The sequence below is a fragment of the Stenotrophomonas sp. AS012628 genome (genome assembly GCF_010608305.1).
GTDB classification, from domain to species: Bacteria; Pseudomonadota; Gammaproteobacteria; order Xanthomonadales; family Xanthomonadaceae; genus Stenotrophomonas; species Stenotrophomonas geniculata.
Genome location: NZ_VMBJ01000043.1, coordinates 1 through 20,264, shown reverse-complemented (window position 1 = coordinate 20,264; position 20,264 = coordinate 1). Strand labels below are relative to the sequence as shown.

The window sequence follows — 20,264 nt, the reverse complement described above, 5'->3', positions numbered from 1 at the left end:
CTTTACTTCAGCATCGCGCGTCAGGGGCTGGAGGCCGCGACCGGCGCCGACGCACCGGCGGTTACGAACAGATCCGGCCCGGAATCCGGGAAGCCACCACAGGCGCGATCGCCCGGCGCTACCGGGTCACAGGGCCACTGCGCCCGCGCGACCTTCTCACGCAGCTCGAAGCGATCCCCAGTCCAGACCACGAACGCGATGTGCTCGCGGTTCCAGTCACCGTAGGCGCGCGGACCGCCCTTCTGCGCAGACTCCGGGTACTGCACGAACCAGCGCATGGCCGGGCCGTACTGCAACTTGCTATGGTCCAGGCTGATCCGTCCCTTACGCGACAGCTGACGCGCACGATCGACCTCCGTGACCGGGGGCATGGCCGGCATGGCATCGGCGGTCACATCCCTCGGCGCCGCGTCCCCGCGGACCTGGTACACACGCTGGGCCACGTAGGCCTCGCGGCAATCACCCGCTGGCACGCGGACCGGCTCCGCGCCGTACTCATCGCGGTTGGCGACCTGATCGCTGCAGGTGAACGGTGCCGACACCAGGTAGAACGTGCTGCCGGCGTCGCGCCCTTCCAGCGAACGCACCCAGATGTCGCCCATCCGCACGATGAAGTCCGGGCGCTGGCCGTAGCCCGGCACCGCCTTGAACCAAACCTTCTGTTGCACCTCACGCTCGCGCCAGCTGCGCGGCAGGTGGATGTCCTGCTGGGGCAGCGCGACCAGCAGCGCGGCCAGATGCGCCGGCATCGTGCCCTGGCACGCGCCGATCAGCAGCTCGCCCTGGGTCGCCAGCCGCCCGGCCAGATCCACCGGGCAGCGGGCGCCAAGCGCGCGCTCGGTGGCCTGCTCGGGCTGCAACGGCACGATGGCCAAGGCGGGTGGCGCGGGAGCTACCGCCGGGACGGCTGGCTCGACGACGGCAGGCGGCGCAGCGACAGGCGCCACCGTTGCGGGTGCAACGGGCACAGGCGTCGGGCCTGCGGCCGGCGCCGGCTGCGCGTCCACCACAGGTGTCGCAGGAGGTGTCACGGCAGCCGGCACTTCGGGAGCCGGTGCCGCGGCAACAGCTTCGGCCGCCGTGGGTGCTGCAACGTGCGCCGTCCCTGCAGGCGCGTCAAAGGCCGCCTCGGCAGCGCGGGGCGTCTCCACGAGGGGTGCTGCGGCCTCCTGAGCCTGTGCCGATGCTGCGGCGAGTCCAAGTGACAGCAGCCAGAGTGACGGCAGGCGGCGCACGGATGCACTGCAGTGGGCGGCGGCGTGCCGGGCATTCGGGGGAACGATTCGCATGTGGTGTCCTTACGAGTGGGTTTCCATGTCGGCGCCACAGGGCGCCACGCGTCGTACGTAAAGCGCCTGCAGGCACCCTGCCCGCCGGCATCAAGTGCTACAGGGATCGAGAGCGCTGCTCCTGCTCGCGGGCGAGCGCAGCCGCCGGGTCCTGCTGGGCGACGCTGGTAGCCAACTGCTGGCTGCTCTGCGCCAGTGGCTGCTGCGCCGCCTGTTCGCGATCGACCGAAGCGCGCAGCATGGCCGGGTCACCCAGCGCGCCCTGCACGGCAAACAACGTGCGACCGTCATTGCCGGCCAACAGGTGATCGATACGCGACATTCCGGCCTTCTGCGCGCTGAGCGCCAGTGCGCCGGCGGCATTGTCCAGTTCCTGCACGCTGCGCAGACCGCTTTGCGGCCCCATTTGCTGCAGGTGCTGGCGCGCTCCCGAGAACAGCGTGTATCCCGGCTCGCCCGGTTGCGACATGTCGCGTCCCGTTGCCTGCTGGGCAGGCGCCCCCACTTCGCCACGCTCGAGGCGCGCCATCACATCGGGGGTCAGCTTCTGCTGCCACACGTCAAAACGCTGCTGGCGGGCTTCGATGCCGTTGAGCGCGCCATTCAGGGCACGCGTGGCTTCGCGCACATCCTCGCGCGCCGCCTCCGGCACCCGCGTCTGCCACTGCCACACGGCAATGCGACCTGCGTGCTCGGGCTGCGCGGCCAGTTCCGGGTGATTCACCAGGTCCAGTTCCAGCGCCTTGCCGGCACGCTCATAGTTCTCCTTGCCGACCAGCGGCAGATAGCCGCGGCCGTGATACTTCAGTGCGTCGCCAGGGGCATCGTTGCCCATGCGCCCGCCGTACATCAGCTCAGCCAGGTTTTCCGGGTGGCCACGCAGCGCTTCCTGGCGGGCACTCTCCAACGCACCGTTGCCATTGCGCCACGCTGCTTCCACCGGGATCTGCGAGATGCCCCGGGTGAAGTTGAAACTCTCGTTGAGACGGCTCAAGCCACGGGATTCATGCCCGGCCTGCGCCATGAAGTTGGCCAGTTCCCGGGACGAGGTGATGCCGGCCTCCGTGGCCTGTCGCAACAATTGCGACTCTCTATCCTGCGACACGGTCAAACTCCTGCTCGATCATCGTGGGGTCCTCCTGCCTCCTCACAGGCGCGGCACTCAAGGCAAGCTCACGTCGGCAACCACGGACGGGTCAAAGTCCTCAAACCGTACCCTACCCAGCTCGGCCGCCGAGAAGTCACGGGTGTGGGTTGCCTCGGTCTCGGTGTCGACCACCCGGCGCTGCACGCCATGGACCCAACAGACCTGCTCGGACGGCGCGTAGCGGAACGTGTAGGTGCTGCTCCAGCGCTCGCGGCTGCCGCCGTTGGTGATCACGCTGAACGCGCCATCCTCGATCGTCACGTAGGCGAAGGGATCACCGGCAATGCCGCCGCGGGTAGAGCATGGCACCAGCTTGTCGTTGCGCGCCGCCAGTTGCCATCGGCCGGCAGCATCGCCCAGCAGCAACAACAGCACCCGGTTGGGACCGTGCTCGCCCGGCACCAGGCCATCGGGGGCGGGCTGATCGATCACCAGCAACTGGTCGTCGATGCCATTGCCGGTCAGATCACCGCGCACGGCTTCCAGCAGGTTCGCGCCGGACGGCACGAACGCCAACGCATTGTCCATGTTCGTGCCGCTCCCCTTCTGCATCCCCTGCCACTCCTTCAATCCCGTCTTGCCAGTACCCGTGCGCCGGCCGGGACACCGCGCAGTGCGCCGCAGGCCCCGGTGTCCGCCAGAGCGGATGATAGCCCCGGCCCTGCGGCGGTGGTGTTGTGGGTGTGCGTCACCCGCACCGCGGGTCGTCAGCGTCCTCATGGACGGGAAAGCTCCTGCGTTTGATGGCACTGATGCGCCGGAATTTTGACGCGCAGGCAGCTTACTTCGAGGAGGCTTCAGTCGTCGAAGGGGGAACGGAGCGAAAAGCGGACTTGATCACATAAAAGCGGGATCGACGCTGATGGATCCAAGTTCGGGATGCACCACCCGTCAGCGCCCCGCAATTGATCATGCGGACCCAGCTGGGTGGGTCCCCGAGAATGGCACCGCAGGTGTGACCCACGGGTTGAAACAGGTCACAGAAGGCTTGCAACGCTTTGCTCCTTCAACCAAGCATCTTTTGATGGCGACAGCTATCGCCTGCCACTCACTGGACTCGATTTATTTGGACATGTGAAATTTGGCAACGGCTCTCCATCCAGTCAACCCTTCGCCCAACGGTTGCGGAGGCATAGGGGGGCAATAGCATCAATACGCCTTGAAGATCGGCTCTGTGCAATCCGCGTAGAAAACCTCGCATGCCCCGGCTTGATCATTCGTGCAGCCTTTCTGAGCTTCGCGCTCCGCCACGTCGAGTGTCGGTCCTCGTCCAATGCCAGAGCCACCCTGACCTGTCCGGCCGCTGGGAACTACCCATGCCGCACACTGATTGAGGTAGGCAAGCACAAGCTTGCGATCGTTCGCACCCGCGGAAGCACATTTGCCAAGGGCTTCCTGCTCCGCTCCACTCTTCCTTCGCTGCCCTGTCGATACACCTGCATCCGAAGTTCGCTTGGAGGTGGCAATTGCACCCCAGGTGGTGATCCATTCTCCAGACGGTTGTGGCGGCGAAATGGGAGCGGTAACCCCGCCATTGTTTGCTCCCGGGATAGGCGCACAGCCCTGTACTCCCTGTCCTCCGATCGGATACATACCAGAGGGGCAGTTGCCCTCAGCCATCACGGAAAAAGACAGAGTCAAGAAGAAAGATGGAATAGCCAGCCTAGTGAACCACTTCATTACGTGCTCCAAGCGCCAAGGCAAGCATCCATGGTCGGGGCGTCTCCCCGTTGACTATTTTTAACCAGCACATCAATCACGCCATGAAATTCTGGGCCCAGAATATCCAGCAGTTTTTTGCAGCATGGCCATCTGGCCGTACCGATGGGTATACACGCCCCGCCAGACCCATTAGATCCAAGCAGGCTTCCAACATGCCCCTGCACAGTCGAAACCCGCGCGTTGACCCGACCACTCGTGCCATCAAGCTAGCCATGTCCCTGGAAGATCATAACGTCCTTGCACACGCCGCCGTGCAAAACAGAGCGGTCAGGGTCGGCCTCATTCTCAGCTGCAGCAGCGCAGCCGCGCCCGAGGCTTCTCGGAGCCAAACCTCTGTGCGCGCAAATTGCAACAAACAAATAGCGCTCCGCGTCAATGCAATCATCCCGAGCACGGCCGTTTCAGTAATTCCTGAACAAGGGCTCGGTACAATTTGCATACACAGGAGCACAGGCTCCCGGCTTGTCATTCTTGCAGACTCCCTGAGCAGCCCGCTCGGCATCACCCGGAGTCGGACCGGTGCCAATTCCTGACAGGCCATTTCCAGTCCTTCCGCTCGGGATGACCCAGGAAACGCACTGATTGAAATAGGTCATGCTGACCTTGCAATCGCTTGCTCCACTGGCAGCACATTCTGAGACGGCTTTGCGTTCCGCCTCCTTCTTTGACCGGTGCCCCGTAGAAACGCCGGCATCGGAAGTGCTGGCGGATACCGCAATTCCGCCCCAGGTCTTGATCCACTCACCCGTAGGTTGCGGAGGAGGACGTGGAGACTGCTGGGCGGCGCCACCAGACGCCGCGCCGGGAATTGGTGCGCACCCCATTGCCCCTTGTCCCCCCACGGGGTAGTAACCGGGAGGGCAGGCTCCACCTTCTGCACGTGCAGAGAAAGCTGAAGCTGCAATGATTCCCAAAGACAGCAGGTTAAATAGAGTAGATCGCATGAAACCCTCACCTTTAAGACGGGCCCAAGCGCAGCTACAAAACGCGGGCTCAGCCTCAATCCTCTTTTTTGCACCACGGCTCATAAGGCTGAATACGTGCGTCAGCCAAGACTCAGCAAAACGAAAGCCTCACTGATGCCCTGCGACCCGGGCGAGTCGGCGAACCCACGAATACCCCGAATTGACTCAGCTAGAAGGACTCAAAAACAGGTTCCGAGCAGTACCCTTACTGCCAGGGGCAGGATCAGCATATGCCACACACTGATTTCTATAAGTCGTATCGATCTTGCAGTCTTTAGAGCTTCTAGAACTTCTCAAAGATGGGATCGCTGCACTCGGAGTACATAACCTCACACCCGACACCCCCCTGCTTCTTGCAACCCGAGAGCGCTACAGCACCTGCTCTGGCAATACTGCCATCACGCGCGATATGCGCGCCTGTCTGGGAGGCCGTGGGAGACGCGATCGCCACACACTGGTTCTCATACGAGATCTTGACCACGCAGCTTCGCGCACCCCACGTCGCACATTGACTTAGCGCTTCCTGCTCAGCCTCTTCACGGGAGTACTTCTGCTTTGCAACTCCCGTATCCCCCTTTTCACCCATGGCAACGGCACCCCAGGTCTTATGCCAACGCCCTGTCGGCTGCGGTGGGGGCGATGGCAGCTGTTGCTGGGAAGAGACGCTGCCCGCACCAGGGATCGGAGCGCACCCGCTGACACCCTGCCCGCCAATTGGGTAGAAACCAGACGGGCAGTTGCCTTCAGCCGCTAACGGCGAGGACCAGAACAAAACCACCATTGCCAGAATCCCAACAAAGTACCGCATCAGTCATCCAGGACGAGATTGAGAATGGGGGCAGCAGCTGTGTTCGCCCGGCTGCCGAGCAATTTACCTGAAGGTAGTGACGGCGGCTTACCGACCTGCGCCAACATACGGCCCTCTAAAGCCACAGGCAGCCGAGCGCCGCCTGGACACACTTTCAATACTTGCGGAAAACCGGCGCGGAACATTCCGAGTAAATAATCCTGCAATGCGCCCCGCCTGCTGCCTGACAGTCACGCATGGCCTGCTCCCCGGCGCTCTCTACCGTCCCCGAACTGGCGTACTGCGTACCGGTGGATGCCAGTTCCGAGGTGACAGCAGCCACACATTGATTCTGGTAGGTGAACTCGATCCTGCAACGTCCACCGTTCTTCTCGCAATTCGAAATCGCGGCCCTCTTCGCAGCACGCTCACTGGGTTCACCTACAGATGCGCCCCCCTCCGAACCGCTGGATGAGCCAGCGAGTGCGCCCCAGGTCTTAACCCACTCACCCAATGGTCTGGGCGGAGGAGTAGGAATCGTAGCGCTGCCCCCAGAACTGGCTCCTGGAATTGGCGCGCAGCCCTGTACTCCCTGCCCTCCAATCGGATACATACCGGGAGGGCAGTTCCCCTCAGCACTTGCGGATGAGAATACTAGAAGGAGCATTGTTGCGACGACGGCTCGCATAAATCGTTTAGACATAGTCAGATCTCAGTTCCGATCGTTGTTAGCAGCACCCCGTTGGCCTGCATGAGGCGCCGCTTCGCCGGTGAATCCCGACCGCTGGGCCCCAGCAGCACCCGTTCGCATCTGCGTATCAGCAGGAGGCATCGCTGGCATAAAGAATCCTCCACCACCCGACCCGCTAGAACCCGGCGGCTGCCCATTCGGACCCGGCGAGGTCGGCACGGCGCTACCACCTATCTGCGAATATGCCATGAAGGTACCCAGGGTGCCCTGGAAGAACATCGCAGCCATTGGGGGCGCAGTCAGAATCAGCGTCGTCAGGATCAGGCCCATACCGCCCTGCTGCAGCGCCATGCTGCTCATGCCCTCGGTCAGGTTCGACCCCAGCAGTGCACCCAGCGCAGACGCGCCCCAGAACGAAGCCGCCACGCGCGCCACCATTTCCATGGCAATGCCGGTCATCGCAGCCAGCACCGCCATCGAGAACATGGTGCCGATGCCATAGAACAACCATCGTTGGAACAGCGACTTTGTCTGCTCGAACAGCAGACACAGGATGAACAATGGTCCGAATCCGATGAACAGCGCCAGCGCAATCTGGTAGAGCAGCAACATCGCGCCTGCGGTCACGGCGGGACCGCCCGTTCCCAGGCCGATGAACCACATCGCGCGGGTCTTGGCACTATCCAGAGCCACGTCGCCGGCCACATCCAGCACGCTTACCGACGTGAGTGCCAGCTGCATGTAGCCCAGGTTCTTGTCGATCAGCTCCTCGGCGGTCGACTTCTTGCCGGTCACGATGTAGGTGATCTGGTCCTGCACATCGCCGGTCAGGAAGTTCTGCAGCTTGGTTCCGAACATCGCCATCGACGTTGCGACGGTGACGATCAGGGCGGCGCGCGCCATGTTCGTCATCAGCGCAGCCATCGAGTCACGGCTCCGTCCGGTCACGATGCGGAAGCCCTGGATGAGCACCCACAGCGTCATCAGCACCAACGCCATCGTGCCGACCCAGGTCATCATCCGGCTCAGGATGCCGTTGCCGAAGTTGGTGATCTCGTCGCGCAGATAATCCAGGATCAGCCGGAAGAAGACGAAGTCGCCCACCGAGGCGAACAACGTGCCGTGCAACAGATCATTGAACACCATACCGTGCATCATTCCCTGACTCATCACATCACCCGCCCCGCATCGGGGCCCTGCTGGAGTGCGTTGCGCACGTGATTCACTTCGAAAGCGCGGCCTTCAGCGCGCCGGCCTTGATGACGCTGCCAATCGGATTGCGCTCGCCACGCAACGCACGCTCGGCCAGGTTCTTCTGCCGCCCCTGAAGGGCAAGAATCTGCTGATCGTAGACCTTGACGGTGGTTTCCCACTTCTTGAACGCCTTATCGAGTTCGACCGCGGTTGCCGTATTGTTGGAGATATCCTCCTGCAGCGCGCCTTCGTTCTTGAACGCGTTGCGGATCCGGCGCAGCTGCTGCAGCATCTGCTCCATCGCCGGCATGGACATCTGCACGACCTCGACGGTCTCGTTGTACTTCTTGTTCTCAAGCACCTGGATGTACGAGCAGATCGCTCGCTGCTGCGCGCCGATATCGCCGCCCGGGCTCATGTTCAGCACTGCCATCAGGCCGCTCATGCTGATCATGGAATCGCCACCGCACTTTTCTGCCACGTTCCAGTTTTCGGGAATCTTCGTCAGCGTGGGCGTCGGCGGCATCAGCGGCGAAGCAATGATCTGGGTCCAGTTCTGCAGCTTGGACAGCCAGTTGTCGATGGTCTTGGTGTACTGTTCGGCCGTCTGGCTCCAGCGCGCAGCCGTCTCGAAGTACTCCTTGCCGGCCTTCATCTCCTGCAGGAAGTTCATGACCCAGTTGAACGGGTCATAGACGGTCATCGCCTGCGCCGGGCTGGTGCCCGTGCTCACGGTCAGGCCCAGCGTCAGTACGGCTGCCATCAGGGGCGCCATGCGACGCCGGCGAATGGGCTTGCGTTGGGTTTCGGTCGTCATGGCAGTTTCCTTGTTCGTTTGAGTGGGCAGGTTCATGCCGTCTCCTCCTGATCCTGTTCGGCCCGCTTGCCGGAGCCCTTTCGATTCTTGTAGAACGCGTCCAGCCACTGATCCGGGGTCAACTCGTCCACCGTCACACGGTTGCGGACCGCTGCCGTCTGCAGCACGCGATGCATGATGTCGATGTTGTCGGTCGAGGCCGAGATCACCGACAGGATGTCGTCCATGCCGCGCAGGTTGAGCTGGCAGACGCTCGAGGCATGACCCTGCTTGACCAGGAAGCAGCGCGAGCGCTCGTCCAGCGCGGTAACCACCTTGAACTCGGCCTCGGTCAGCTTCAGGCCATCCATGTAGTCGCTCTTGCTGGCGTTCGGGTTCGGCAGCAGAATCAGCGTGGCGGTCTGTTCGATCAGGGCCGCGGAGATGTCGCTCTTCAGCGCATCTTCCGGGCTCTGCGTGGCGAAGATGCCCAGGCCGTTCTGCTTACGGATGGTCTTCTGCTTGTTCTTCGCGAACTCCTTCAGGCCACCCTCGCCGTCCAGGATCTTCCAGAACTCGTCCATCACGTAGATCAGCGGACGGCCGTCGATCAGCGACTCCAGGCGGTGCAGCAGGTAATTGATGACCGGCACGCGCACTTCAGGGTTGTCGATGATGTCGGTGTAATCGAACCCGATGATGTTGGCCTTGCTCAGGTCAACGGTATCGACCGGGTTGTCGAACACCCAGCCCAGCGAATTGCCCGAGGTCCAGCGGCGCATGCGCGCGTAGAGACCGTCATCGCCCATGTTGGGCAGGCTCTTCTGGAAGTTGGTCATGTTGCGCAGGTGCATCGGCGTATCGAGCATGCTCTCCACTGCGCGGTAGATGTCCTCTTCCTCACGGGCACTGTACTCGCGCTTGCCGGCCAGCACCTTGATCAGGTCGGCCAGGAACTGCACGTTCGACTCGTTGTTCTCGCACTGGAACGGGTTGAAGCCAGTCGGCGCACCGTTCTCCAGGGCCAGGTAGTTGCCGCCGCAGGCACGCACAAAGATCTCCGCACCACGATCCTTGTCGAAGAAGAAAATGGTCGGCGACGGCTCGTACTTCTGCACCTGGCTGAGCAGGAAGTTGATCAGCGCGGTCTTACCGGTACCGGACTTACCGATCACCATGGTGTTGGCGATCGCCTTCTCGCCCAGCGAATTCTCCGACGGATGGGTCGCATGGAAGTTGAAGTAATACGGCTGGCCGTTGGTGGTCTGCAGCGTGGTGACGCAGTCGCCCCAGGGGTTGTTGTGCTGCTTGCCGGTAGCAAAGTTGTGCAGCGGTGACAGGCCCAGGAAATTCAGCGAGCTGACATTGGCCAGGCGCGTACGGTAGCGCCAGTTGCCCGGCAGCTGCGAATAGAAGGACGAGGTAACCGCCAGGTCTTCCTTGGTCGACACGAATCCGGCGTTGGACAGCTCGGCCCGGGTCGAGGCGACGTTCTGCGAGAGCTTGGCCTGCGTGTCGCCGTACACCGCCATGATGAAGTGGTACTCGCCCAGCACGAAGTTGCCGGACGACAACTGATCCATGGCCTGGTCCAGCTCGACGATCTGGCTGACCGCCTTGTCGCCGGAGGAGATCATCATGCCCTTGGTGCGGTCGAGCACCTTCAGCGCGTCCTGGCGCCCCATCGGGCTGAACGAATGGGTGATGACATACTCGTAGTCCAGGTACTTCAGGCCGTTGAGAATGCCCGGGTAGGTGCCCTCGGCATACTCCTTGATGTTGAGGATGGCACCGAAGTGGTTGGCGCCATTCGGGGTGTTGATGACAAAGTCGCCGGTCTTGGCCGAGAACATGTGCCGGCTGACCGGCAGGTAATCCTTGATCGGCGCCGGCAGCACCGGCACCGGCTCGTCGATGCGGTTGATCAGGTATCCGAACAACTCCAGCGTCTCGGAGAACACCACGCCATTCTTTGCCTCGTACATGCCCAGGCGATACGGCGCGTAATCACGGATCACGGCCTCGACGTTGCCGGCCAGCTCCATCAGCTTCTCGATGGCCTGTTCCTGCTCGGCACGCAGGCGATCGACGTTCGCCGACTTTTCCACGAAGCGCTTACCCGATACCACCGGGCGGTAGATCATGGTCAGGTACAGCTCGTTCTGCATGATGCGCTGCGAGGACAGCATGCCCATGTACTGATCGGACACGTCCTGGTTGAAGCGCTGCCGGTAGGTGCTCTTGCCTTTCAGCGTGCGACGGCGCCGAATATCGTGCACCCAGAAAGCCACGTTGACGAAGTCCGGCGCACGCAGCGTCTGCAGCAGGCGATTGAAGGTGTTGTGCCGATGTTCCAGTTCCCATTCCTCGCGACCCACGAACGGCAACCCCTCCAGGTACCAGGTCAACAGGTAGTCACCGCCCGTAGTCTTGACCACGTTCGGGGCGACATGCGTCGACAGGGGAATGAACTCACTGATGGAGGTATCTGGGCTGAACATACGACTGCTTCCAAAGAGTTGCTGCCAGGGAACTTCGAGGTGGCCTGGCGGGCAGCACGCGACCGCCAGGCCATTCCGGACCTCAATCCATTCGGGCCGGCTTGTTGCGGTAATGATTCGGGTTGAATACCCACATGCCGTCGTGCTGCTGCACGTTGCGCACCCGCAGCTTGAACATCAGGCGCAAGCCCATCAGACGAAAGATCATCTCGTCACGTTTGGCCATCTGCCGCATGATGAAGATTGCTACCGGAATGGTGAGCAGGAACCAGAAATTGGTATAGACGCTCAGCAGCAGCAACCCACCTGCCACCATGAAGAATGGCAGGTAGGGAACGCCCAGGAACATTGCCGGGCGAGTGCAACCGCGGAAGACGACGTTCTTATGCACTGTAGTAGAGCACTGCCTGCTGGATCAGCATGGCGGTCTTGCCTTCGCAGGTGCCGTACTCGTCACCCAGCAGCATGCGGGCGATCTGGCCGGCAGCGCCGATCAGGACACCGCCGATCAGGATCGGCGAGACCTCGCTGATGCGCTTGTGCGCGAAGGCGATCTGGTAGCCGGCGAAGATCACCGCGATGGTGACGACCGCGATCGAGGCCATGTTCAGCAGGCCATTGATGTTGGAGAAGAAGCCGCAGACCTTGCCGTCGGTACCGCCGTAGTTGGTGGCGCCGTTGGTGGCGAAAACCTGCGGGGCGAACAGGGCGCCGACGAAGATCGTTGCCATCAGCAGGGTCTTCAGCGTGCGCTGTGCCTGGACGAGGTCGAGATTGGATCGCTTCATGGATTGATTTCCTTGTTGATGGACTAACACAACTTAATCGACCAGCCGGGGGACTGGCCGGACCACGACTTCGTCAGAACACGAAGGCCGCATCCCCTGCGGGAATCTGCTGCACCGGCGCGCCCTGCACCGGCGCGTTGTACGAATCTGCGCTTTCCGCCACCGGCAGGTTGCGTTCGCTCCACGGACGCAGCATCACCGGGCCATTGTCGGTGCCGCCCGCAGCGCCAGGAAGCTGTTGCGGCATTGCCAAGCTGTTCTGGGACGGCAGGCGTTGGGCCATGCCCTGCGGGAACTGCGCCTGCTGCGGCTGTGCAGCCCCGCCCTGCTGACCTGCCTGCTGGGGCTGCATCATCCGGTCCACCGACCCCAGGACGACCTTGGACAGCGCCTGATCGGCAATATTCAGCAGACTGCCGCGCGCCATCGCACCGGTGGACGGGTACACCACGTACGCACGCGCTGGATCATCCGAAGGAACGTACACCGGTCCGTTCGATTGGGCCACGATGCGCGCCTGTGCCGGCGACGCCAGCTGCGGGTGATGCTCGATCTTCACGCTGCGGCGCTCGCCACGGCTCACCACGTCGATCGGCGCAACGCCATTGCTGGCGACCTGCTGCCCACGGCGGATCGAGTCGTAGACCTTCTGCACATAGCCGTGACGGAAGCCGGTTTCGAAATTGCCCGAGTAGTAGCAGCTGAACGATTTTCCCCAATCGCCACCCGAGCGCTTGTAGCACTCGGCGAGGATGCGGGATCCGGCCTGCAGGTTCGGGCACTGCTGGAACGCTTTCTCGTACGAATCCAGCCCGTACTTGCCTAGGTTGTAGCGGTTGACCTGGGCCAGGCCGATGGAGAAGTTGTAGCCCTTCTCTTCCAGCATGCGCACTGTGGCCAACGCCTCGTCCAGCGCCTTGGGCTGGCGCACCAGCGCTCCTCCCACCACGCCGATCGCGTAGGGATTGCGCGACGATTCGACATTGATGACGTGCTGCATCACGTCCATCGACACGGCCATCTCCGGGCACGCCATCATTTCCAGTCCTGGCAGCATCCTTCAGCCCTCCTGCCCCTGGGCGCGCCCAGGGTTGAAATCGATACCGGTGATGTAGCGGGAACCGGCATGTGCCTTGATGTGGACGACGATATCGATGGTCATCATCAGCAGTCGCTTGATCACGTTGAACTCAAGCCCAGAGCCTTCGCTGGAGGCCTTGACCATCAGCGCCAGCTGGTCCCAGGTCTGCTCCGGGCTGCCGGCATGGCAACTCGTGATCGACCCCGGATGGCCCGATGCGCAGTTGCGGATGAAGTAGAACGCCTCGTCACCGCGCAGCTCGGCCAGGATGATGCGTTCGGGCTTCATGCGCAGGCACGCTTCCATGCAGCTCTTGGCGGTGACATTGCTTGCGCTCTGCCCCCCCTTGGAGTACAGCAGATGCACCACGTTTGGTTGGGTCAGAAATAGTTCGCGCGCGTCCTCGATCGTGACCAAGCGTTCACTGTCCGGGATATGATTCACCAACGCTTTCATGAAGGTGGTCTTGCCGCTACCCGTCGCACCCGATACCACGATGTTCTTGCGGTACATCACCGCACGCCGGAAGAATTCGGCGTACTCACGCGAATGGCGCAGCTCCAGCAGCTCGCGATCGTGTTCGCTGATGCTGCCGTCGCTCTCCAGGATCTGGTTGAAGAATCCATCTTCGTGATACTGCGTGAGTGACTTGGTGTGCTTGGACGGCAGGCGGATGGTGATCGACACCTTGCCCGCGTCACACGCCGGTGGAATCACGAACTGGGCGCGCTGACCGGTCGGGAACGTGAGCGAGACCACCGGATCGGCATCGGTGATGCGCTGCCCGGTGTTGCTCTCGTTCACCACTGCCGTGCAGAACTGCCGGGCCCGCTCGAAGGTCAGGCTCGGCACCTCCACCCGCTGCCACCCGGCCCGGGTTTCCAGGTACAGCTCGCCGGGACGGTTGATGCAGATTTCCGTCACTTCCGGCGAAGTCATGTACTCGGCGATGCCCAGCACTTCGTACTGATAGCGCAGGAAATCGCTGGAGACGAGGGCGAGGGGTGACACTTCAGCGTCCATGGTCGTTCGTTGGGTTACCGGCGGGGATGCAGCACGTTGGTGAAATCGACGTCCTTGGCGACGTAGACATTCACCACGGTGCCCTGGTTGATGGTGACGGTGGGCGGACGGCGACTGCTGCCGAGAGCTTCGTTGGCCAGGCGCTCCATGGTGCGTGCGGTGGCGCTTTCATAGGGCGACTGGATGGTCATACCGTTGTTGGCCACGGTCGTGGTCTCCGGACCGTGCTCTGCAGCGGCATACTTGAACGCGTCGGCCAGCAGGCTGATCATCAGCGCCGAAGCGATACGGCTGCCCCAATGCGCGCTGTACTGACCGGGATGGCCCGCACCGCCCAGACCATCGGTACCGGGGCTGGACATGGCCACGTCGATGCCATTCGGGGTGGTGATGCGATCCCAGATGACTTCCACGCGCTTTCCGGTGGGACCACCACCGTAGGCGCCATAGATCTTGGAGCCCTTCGGCAGCAGCAGGTTGCGGCCATTGATCGAGTACACCGGCTCCGTCAGCAGGCACGAGGTGTAGCCGGCGATGTCGGTGATGATGCGGGTTTCCAGCACGCAGCGCAGGTACGTGCCCCGCACCAGCAGTGCATCCGGACTGCGGATGTAGGTGGCACTGGAGACATCCTCCACATCCGGTCCACGGCGCACCTTCTGCGGCTGCGCTTGCGGATTGGCCGCCGCCTGCATGGCCGCGATCATCGCCTGGTTGTAGTCGGAGCCGCTCTGGCCGTTGGCGGCGCCGCCCGCCTCGCCCCCGCCCACGCCGGAGCCGCTGCCCATGCGACGGTCCATCAGCGTCGGTCCGCGATCATGATCCGCCTTGGCCTCGTTGCCCATCGGGAAGCCCGGCATTGGCACTTCCTGCTGCGGCGGAGGCGGCAGCATCGGGATCGGATCGGCAACCGCGATCGGGGGCGCCGGCTCGGTCGCCCCGACAACGCTCGGAAGCTGCGGCGTGGTGGCGCGTGCTTCTTCCTGTGGTTTCTTCTGCTCGGCTGCATCGTCCTGCCCCTTTCGGAACAGCAGGAAACCCATAGCCATCAGCAGCAGCACGATACCGCCCAGGAACAGCAACGCCTTGCGGTTCAGGCGCTGTTCCTCTGCCGAGCGCAGCTGCGGGGCTCCTGCATCAAGATCAGGCGCGGCCTGCTGTTCGGCTGCGTTGCCGAAGTAAGGATTGGACGGCGGCTCCTGGCCTGCGGCGCCCTGGGAATAGGGAGACGGGTTCGGGTCGTTGCCCGGGGTGTTCTGCTGACTCATTTCTTCACGTTCCTTCGCAGGCCGACGACGAAGTCGCCGTGGCGGATGACCAGGTACGGGTAGGTCCCGTGCACGATCAGCGTGTTGCCTTCAACCGTGGTGTTGACCACGAAGTCTTCACCGTATTCCGTTTCACGACCGAACACGGCCGGGAAGATGCCGGTCTTGTATTCGGGCGAGTTCGGCAGCTTCAGATAGGTGAAACGGCTATCGTCATAGGCGTTGACCGGGATCAGCCAGCCCATCTTCTTCGCCTTGCTGGTCGAGTAGGAGTAGTTGAAGTTGTACTGGCGATCCTTGGCCAGTTCAGCGCTCAGCAACGGCTTGGCTTCTTCCTCGACCGCTTCCTGGGCGACGCCGAACACGGTGTCATTCGGATAGACGAAGGCGATCTTGTACTGCACGCCGGCACGACGCGCCTGCTCCAGCTGACGCCAGTCGGTCGCCACCACCTTCAGTTCGAAGATGTAGGAGTGGGTTTCGGTGCGCACCATCATGTTGGTGTCCACGTCGACGTTCTTCGGCTTGAGGTAGAACACGTTCTCGCGGCGCGTCAGCTCCCAGCCGCTGCTGAAGCCGGTGCTGTAGTCGAGGATCTTCTCGTTCGGGCTCAGCTCGATCTGGGTTGTCAGTCCCAGGCCGGTGCGAACCGGATAGATGCGGTCCTTCTCGTATTCGTAGTGGTCCACCGCCTGCGCCATCGCTGCTGCAGAAAACAACAGCGACAACATCGACAGCAGCGCCAGCGCGCGTCCCCTGATCTTTCGACTACTCATCGGTTGCTTGCTCCATCAGCAGTTCCGGTGGAATTGTTCTGCACCGGCCTCATGGCCGGCTGTCCGGGCATGGCCTGCCCTGGCATTGCTTGCCCCTGCACGGGCTGTCCCGGCACAGGCTGACCTGGCATCGGCTGGCCCGCGACCTGGCCGTTGGCCGGCACCGGTGCCGCGACCGGCTGGCCGGTGGCCGGGTCGATCATGGTGGCGGCGGCCGGATTGTTCGGGTCGTACACGCCCTGCGCCTGCTGCGCTGCCTGTTGTGCCGCCTGCTGCGCCTGCGCCTGCATGGCGCCGTCGTCCGGCACCGGAACGCCACGCGAGTAGTCGTTGTCGACGCGATACTCGGTGACCTGGAAGGCCAGCGGATTGAGGATGCGATCCTGCTCGGACAGCGCCAGGTTCTGGTTGTACTCGAAGCGCATCGTCACCAGCTGGTTGTCAAGGTACGTGGACGCACCAGTTCGCTTGTCCAGCAGGCTGCGCTGGATGCGTACCGAGGCGCCGCGGAAGCTGCCATTGGGCTCTGCGCCCAGCGGCGTGATGCTGAGGATCTTGACCCGGATGGCCTTCTCCCGGCCGTACATCACGAACGGGTTCTGCGGGTTGTTGCCGGCATATCGCTGCCGCATCGACTGCGACACCGGGCCGTTGGACATCACGAACACCAGTTCCCAGTCGCGCAGGCCCATCACCGCCGAGTCGTACGATTCGCGCGCCAGCACGTACTGGGCGACGTTGCTGCGATTGATGGCTTCGTTGGCGGTGATGGTCTCGCCTTGGAACGTGCCACGCAGGCGCGCGACCGTCGCGGTACCCGTATACGCGTCGGCCATCACCAGGAACGGCACCTTCTCTTTCAGCGGCAGCATGTAGTAGTAGCCGCCCGCCAGTGCGAGCGACATCAGCAACGAGCCCGTGGCGACCCACCACGCGCGCCGCTCGCTGCGACGCGCCATGTCGGCCACGGTGATCTCGTAGCTGACCGCCTTGGCGACCGACTGCTCGACCTTGGGACTGTTGCCGGGATCCTTCTTGCGGAACATGGATTCTTCCGTACTGCTGAAACATCAATGGGCATGGAGCCCCTGCGACAGGCGCGGGGAGCAGCACGTTCGATGGTTTCGAGGTGGACTCAGGTGCCGCTGTTGGAATCAGCGCCCTGCGCCGACGCGGTGGGCGTCGAGCCAGCGCTCTGCACAACGATCTGGTTGCCAACAATGGAGACGGAGATGCCTTGCGCCGAATACGCCGAAGTCAGATCGATCACAGCCTGCTGTGCATTGGTGGTGTCGATCTTCGAGACCGCGCCATACAGCGTGAAGTCCGAGTTGAGGCGGTAGTCCAGTGTTCGTCCGGAATCCTTGGCCCAGCGCTCGAGCATGGCTTTGAGCGTGCCATCCATCGGCGAGGCCTGGTAGACGTAGCTGGAGTACAGCGGGATCTCGGTCGTCGCCACGGCAAAGCGATTGACCGGCTTCCAGCGCCCACCGAAATCGGGGGCGGACTTGGTGGCACACCCTGCCACCATCAGCGCCGCGACTGCGGCGATGGAGATTTTCGCGATAAACGCCTGATTCATACGGGCTTCACTTTGACGTACGAAAAAGCAGTCCCGAGCGTTGGTTCCCTGGTCGTCCGGCGCTGCATGGCGCACGCCGGAATCGGGGAGACGCGCTGGCATGCAGCACACCTGCCCCGGCTCCCCTGCAGCCCGAAAGCTGCCAACCAAGTCGCGGGGCCGCCAGACGTTGCCGACGACACACCCGCACACCCTCACCAACGTCGAAACCATCCTTGTTTCCATGGCACAAACTCCTGGCCACCCTGCGTTACAACTTTTGCCATCCAGCACACACTTCTGGATGACGAACACAGAGTTACACAACCACGCGTCAATTCCATGTCAGACAAGTCTGAAAATCTATGAACAGATGCCGAATTTTTGACTCAGGTCACGATTTCATGTCAGTGAATATGAATCCACGTCACAAATTTAGCGACGTGAATTAGACGTTAAGCATCGGAACGTCGACCTTCGGCAGCAGCCTCGACGTGAAATAGCGATCCTTGTAATAGCGGATCTTGTCGCACTTCACCGGATGCGGTATGCCCTCGTAGAGGAATACTTCCTTGTCCGGCCCCATCGCCTTCAGCTCCTGAGGCAGCATCAGTGCGCGCCGCTCCTCGGTGAAGTTGTGGGTCTTCTCGCGGGCATGGGTGACGTTCTTCTTGCGGATGGTGGTGTAGCCCAGCATGTCGGAGTAGTCGTTGGCGTCCTGCTGCTCGCGCGGCGCGTACAGGATCTGCAGCGCGTGGTTGGTGATGATCGTGCGCGAAACTTCCCGGCCGTAGGTGGCATCGAGCTGGGACATGCTCTGGATGATCGGCAGCAGGCGGATGTTGTAACCGGCCATGTAGGACACCGCCGAGGCGATGATCTCGACCTTGCCGATCGAGGTGAATTCGTCCATCAGCAGCAGGCACTGGTACTTCAGGTCCGGGTTGGACTTGGGCAGTTCCTTGGTGTTGAGGTTGATCAGCTGGCTGAAGAACAGGTTGATGATCAGCCGGCTCTCGGCCAGCTTGTTCGGCTGGATGCCGATGTAGATGGTCATCTTCTTCTTGCGCACGTCGGTCAGCAGGAAGTCGTTGCTGCTGGTGGCCTTGTCCAGCACCGGGTTGATCCAGGGATTGAGCGGTTCCTTGAAGGTGCCCAGGATCGAGGCGAAGGTCTCGTCGGCCTGGGACAGCATGTTGGCGAACGCCGAACGCGCGTTGCCACTGAGGAACGAACGCTCCGACAAGGCCTTGAGGTACTTCTTCAGATCGGTGCCATCGCCGGATGACAACCGGTAGACAGAACCCAGCGTCGGCGCGCCCGAGCCGCCCGGGAAGCCGCTGCTGCGCTCGTCGTCCCAGTTTTCGAACAGATACAGGGTGAAGGCCATGAACGCGTTGCGCGCCTGGCTGACCCAGAACTTCTGGTCCTCGGCGCCGTCCGGATACAGCATCGCGGCGATGCTCATCAGGTCCGACACCCGGAATGCCGGATCATCGGAGACATAGCTGAGCGGGTTCCAGCGGTGCGTGCGCCGATCTTCGGCGAAGGGATTGAACAGGTAGATCTCCTGGCCCTGACTGGCGCGCCAGCCACTGGTCAGGTCGAAGTTCTCCTGCTTGATGTCCAGCACCACCAGCGATTCGCCGTACTCCAGCAGGTTCGGGATGACCACGCCCACGCCCTTGCCTGAACGGGTGGGTGCCGCAAGGATCACGAACTGCTGGCCGTCCAGCCGCACCAGCTTGCCGCCATGGCTGCCGACCACGATGCTCTGCCCGGTCTTCTTGAACATGCCATGCTTGGACAGGTCGGCGCCGGTGGCGAAACGCGCGTCGCCATGCAGCGAGCGCTTGTCCTTCTTCAGCAGCAGCACCAGGCCGGTCACCAGCAGGGCCAGCAGCGGCAGACCGAAGCCCACGTAGCCAGCCCATTTGATCTTGCCCACGAAGGGCACGACCTGTGGCTGGTCCAGCGCATTGAAGTACTGGTAATAGGTGTTCCAGGTGAACAGCTTGGTATCCAGGCCCAGGAACAACAACGTCAGGTAGCCGGAAAACACGAAACCAAGCAACAGGGTCGCCAGCGTGGTGATGGCGATGAGCAGATACTTCTTACTGGGCAACACCCGAATCCTCCATGATGCGCACAAGGGCGCGACGGCCTAGCGGCGGCGCCAGCGCGACGCCTTCTTCCGCAGGTGGTTTTCGTTCTCCAGCCCGGGCTCTTCGCCCTCTTCACGCACCCGTTGCAACAGCAGTTGGCGCGCTTCGGCCAGTGATACCAGGTCGGTCAGACGATCCCCATCGTCGGCGACGACCGCATGGCCGACCACATCGCCCGGAGCGTACACCGGCGCGTAGGACACCGCTACCAGCTGATAGCGCCCGCGCGTCTCCAGCACATGCCTGAACTCCTGCATCGACATCCTCCTTGTTCCAGCATTCCACAGCCCCTGCACGCCCATCATGCCGACCGCCGTGTCGTCATCACATGCAGGAGGCCGGCAACAGGGGGCCGCACGCGCTGCAGCACCGAGCCCGTGCCCGGCGTGCCGCAATCCCATCGATCAAACACTGATTTGCCCCCGGCGTGGCTGCTGCTGTTGCGGTGCAGCAGTACAATGGCCGGCTCCCCGCCCCCATCGCGCCCCCGCATGCGCCCCAACGCGTCCC

19 protein-coding genes and 1 pseudogene are annotated in these 20,264 nt (G+C 62.5%); all 20 read right to left on the bottom strand.

All coding sequences use genetic code 11. The features are described from left to right. Positions 1–20 precede the first annotated feature (20 nt). Complete coding sequence (locus G5A07_RS16910; protein WP_262405895.1) at positions 21–866, bottom strand: hypothetical protein; 846 nt, start codon at positions 864–866, stop codon at positions 21–23. A gap of 520 nt (positions 867–1,386) precedes the next feature. Further along, positions 1,387–2,394: an XVIPCD domain-containing protein gene (locus G5A07_RS16905; protein ID WP_171954473.1), complete on the bottom strand. Its 1,008-nt coding sequence runs from the start codon at positions 2,392–2,394 to the stop codon at positions 1,387–1,389. 57 nt (positions 2,395–2,451) lie between these two features. Next, complete coding sequence (locus G5A07_RS16900) at positions 2,452–2,988, bottom strand: hypothetical protein (RefSeq protein WP_049455020.1); 537 nt, start codon at positions 2,986–2,988, stop codon at positions 2,452–2,454. Positions 2,989–3,585: 597 nt separating this feature from the next. Next, complete coding sequence (locus G5A07_RS16895) at positions 3,586–4,029, bottom strand: DUF4189 domain-containing protein (RefSeq protein WP_262405896.1); 444 nt, start codon at positions 4,027–4,029, stop codon at positions 3,586–3,588. A gap of 530 nt (positions 4,030–4,559) precedes the next feature. Continuing rightward, on the bottom strand, positions 4,560–4,982 hold the full coding sequence (locus G5A07_RS16890; RefSeq protein WP_224329403.1) for a DUF4189 domain-containing protein: 423 nt from the start codon (positions 4,980–4,982) through the stop codon (positions 4,560–4,562). 424 nt (positions 4,983–5,406) lie between these two features. Then, positions 5,407–5,904 carry a DUF4189 domain-containing protein gene (locus G5A07_RS16885; RefSeq protein WP_171954563.1) on the bottom strand — a complete coding sequence of 166 codons (498 nt, stop codon included), beginning with the start codon at positions 5,902–5,904 and terminating at the stop codon, positions 5,407–5,409. Between the two features lie 718 nt (positions 5,905–6,622). Then, the gene (locus tag G5A07_RS16875) at positions 6,623–7,747 is read right to left on the bottom strand and encodes a type IV secretion system protein (protein WP_100050572.1); all 1,125 of its coding nucleotides are present in this window, start codon (positions 7,745–7,747) and stop codon (positions 6,623–6,625) included. Positions 7,748–7,823: 76 nt separating this feature from the next. Continuing rightward, positions 7,824–8,648 carry a hypothetical protein gene (locus G5A07_RS16870; RefSeq protein WP_224328282.1) on the bottom strand — a complete coding sequence of 275 codons (825 nt, stop codon included), beginning with the start codon at positions 8,646–8,648 and terminating at the stop codon, positions 7,824–7,826. Then, a complete protein-coding gene (locus G5A07_RS16865; RefSeq protein WP_049455396.1) occupies positions 8,645–11,092 on the bottom strand; it encodes a VirB4 family type IV secretion/conjugal transfer ATPase in 2,448 nt (815 codons plus the stop codon). Before G5A07_RS16865 ends, G5A07_RS16870 begins: the two co-directional genes overlap by 4 nt. Before the next feature lie 82 nt (positions 11,093–11,174). Further along, entirely contained in the window at positions 11,175–11,483 is a 309-nt protein-coding gene (locus G5A07_RS16860; protein WP_080392955.1) for a VirB3 family type IV secretion system protein, read from the bottom strand. Then, positions 11,476–11,880, bottom strand: a complete 405-nt coding sequence (locus G5A07_RS16855) for a TrbC/VirB2 family protein (protein ID WP_049455398.1) — start codon at positions 11,878–11,880, stop codon at positions 11,476–11,478. The genes G5A07_RS16860 and G5A07_RS16855 overlap by 8 nt, the downstream gene beginning before the upstream one ends. A gap of 580 nt (positions 11,881–12,460) precedes the next feature. Continuing rightward, positions 12,461–12,925: pseudogene (locus G5A07_RS22600) on the bottom strand (lytic transglycosylase domain-containing protein); the annotation flags it as partial. A gap of 15 nt (positions 12,926–12,940) precedes the next feature. Then, positions 12,941–13,984: a P-type DNA transfer ATPase VirB11 gene (gene virB11, locus G5A07_RS16845; RefSeq protein ID WP_049455400.1), complete on the bottom strand. Its 1,044-nt coding sequence runs from the start codon at positions 13,982–13,984 to the stop codon at positions 12,941–12,943. 14 nt (positions 13,985–13,998) lie between these two features. Then, positions 13,999–15,252 carry a TrbI/VirB10 family protein gene (locus G5A07_RS16840; protein WP_049455401.1) on the bottom strand — a complete coding sequence of 418 codons (1,254 nt, stop codon included), beginning with the start codon at positions 15,250–15,252 and terminating at the stop codon, positions 13,999–14,001. Beyond that, the gene (locus G5A07_RS16835; protein WP_049455402.1) at positions 15,249–16,028 is read right to left on the bottom strand and encodes a TrbG/VirB9 family P-type conjugative transfer protein; all 780 of its coding nucleotides are present in this window, start codon (positions 16,026–16,028) and stop codon (positions 15,249–15,251) included. The genes G5A07_RS16840 and G5A07_RS16835 overlap by 4 nt, the downstream gene beginning before the upstream one ends. Next, entirely contained in the window at positions 16,025–17,074 is a 1,050-nt protein-coding gene (locus tag G5A07_RS16830) for a type IV secretion system protein (RefSeq protein ID WP_049455403.1), read from the bottom strand. Before G5A07_RS16830 ends, G5A07_RS16835 begins: the two co-directional genes overlap by 4 nt. Positions 17,075–17,163: 89 nt before the next feature. Further along, entirely contained in the window at positions 17,164–17,610 is a 447-nt protein-coding gene (locus G5A07_RS16825) for a hypothetical protein (protein WP_010484845.1), read from the bottom strand. A gap of 427 nt (positions 17,611–18,037) precedes the next feature. Continuing rightward, positions 18,038–19,717: a type IV secretory system conjugative DNA transfer family protein gene (locus tag G5A07_RS16820; protein WP_191863647.1), complete on the bottom strand. Its 1,680-nt coding sequence runs from the start codon at positions 19,715–19,717 to the stop codon at positions 18,038–18,040. 36 nt (positions 19,718–19,753) lie between these two features. Next, a complete protein-coding gene (locus tag G5A07_RS16815; RefSeq protein WP_029379975.1) occupies positions 19,754–20,011 on the bottom strand; it encodes a hypothetical protein in 258 nt (85 codons plus the stop codon). 44 nt (positions 20,012–20,055) lie between these two features. After that, on the bottom strand, positions 20,056–20,264 hold a 209-nt coding region (locus G5A07_RS22255; protein WP_223107706.1), incomplete at its 5' end, for a hypothetical protein.

Bases quoted from the DNA above. Each gene is read 5' to 3' on its own strand.
- G5A07_RS16840 (WP_049455401.1), bottom strand. From the start codon at position 15,252: ATGAGTCAGCAGAACACCCCGGGCAACGACCCGAACCCGTCTCCCTAT.
- G5A07_RS16830 (WP_049455403.1), bottom strand. From the start codon at position 17,074: ATGTTCCGCAAGAAGGATCCCGGCAACAGTCCCAAGGTCGAGCAGTCG.
- G5A07_RS16875 (WP_100050572.1), bottom strand. From the start codon at position 7,747: ATGGTGTTCAATGATCTGTTGCACGGCACGTTGTTCGCCTCGGTGGGC.
- G5A07_RS16895 (WP_262405896.1), bottom strand. From the start codon at position 4,029: ATGTATCCGATCGGAGGACAGGGAGTACAGGGCTGTGCGCCTATCCCG.
- G5A07_RS16870 (WP_224328282.1), bottom strand. From the start codon at position 8,648: ATGAACCTGCCCACTCAAACGAACAAGGAAACTGCCATGACGACCGAA.
- G5A07_RS16900 (WP_049455020.1), bottom strand. From the start codon at position 2,988: ATGCAGAAGGGGAGCGGCACGAACATGGACAATGCGTTGGCGTTCGTG.
- G5A07_RS16855 (WP_049455398.1), bottom strand. From the start codon at position 11,880: ATGAAGCGATCCAATCTCGACCTCGTCCAGGCACAGCGCACGCTGAAG.
- G5A07_RS16885 (WP_171954563.1), bottom strand. From the start codon at position 5,904: ATGGTGGTTTTGTTCTGGTCCTCGCCGTTAGCGGCTGAAGGCAACTGC.
- virB11 (WP_049455400.1), bottom strand. From the start codon at position 13,984: ATGGACGCTGAAGTGTCACCCCTCGCCCTCGTCTCCAGCGATTTCCTG.
- G5A07_RS16815 (WP_029379975.1), bottom strand. From the start codon at position 20,011: ATGCAGGAGTTCAGGCATGTGCTGGAGACGCGCGGGCGCTATCAGCTG.
- G5A07_RS16825 (WP_010484845.1), bottom strand. From the start codon at position 17,610: ATGAATCAGGCGTTTATCGCGAAAATCTCCATCGCCGCAGTCGCGGCG.
- G5A07_RS16890 (WP_224329403.1), bottom strand. From the start codon at position 4,982: ATGGGGTGCGCACCAATTCCCGGCGCGGCGTCTGGTGGCGCCGCCCAG.
- G5A07_RS16865 (WP_049455396.1), bottom strand. From the start codon at position 11,092: ATGTTCAGCCCAGATACCTCCATCAGTGAGTTCATTCCCCTGTCGACG.
- G5A07_RS16835 (WP_049455402.1), bottom strand. From the start codon at position 16,028: ATGAGTAGTCGAAAGATCAGGGGACGCGCGCTGGCGCTGCTGTCGATG.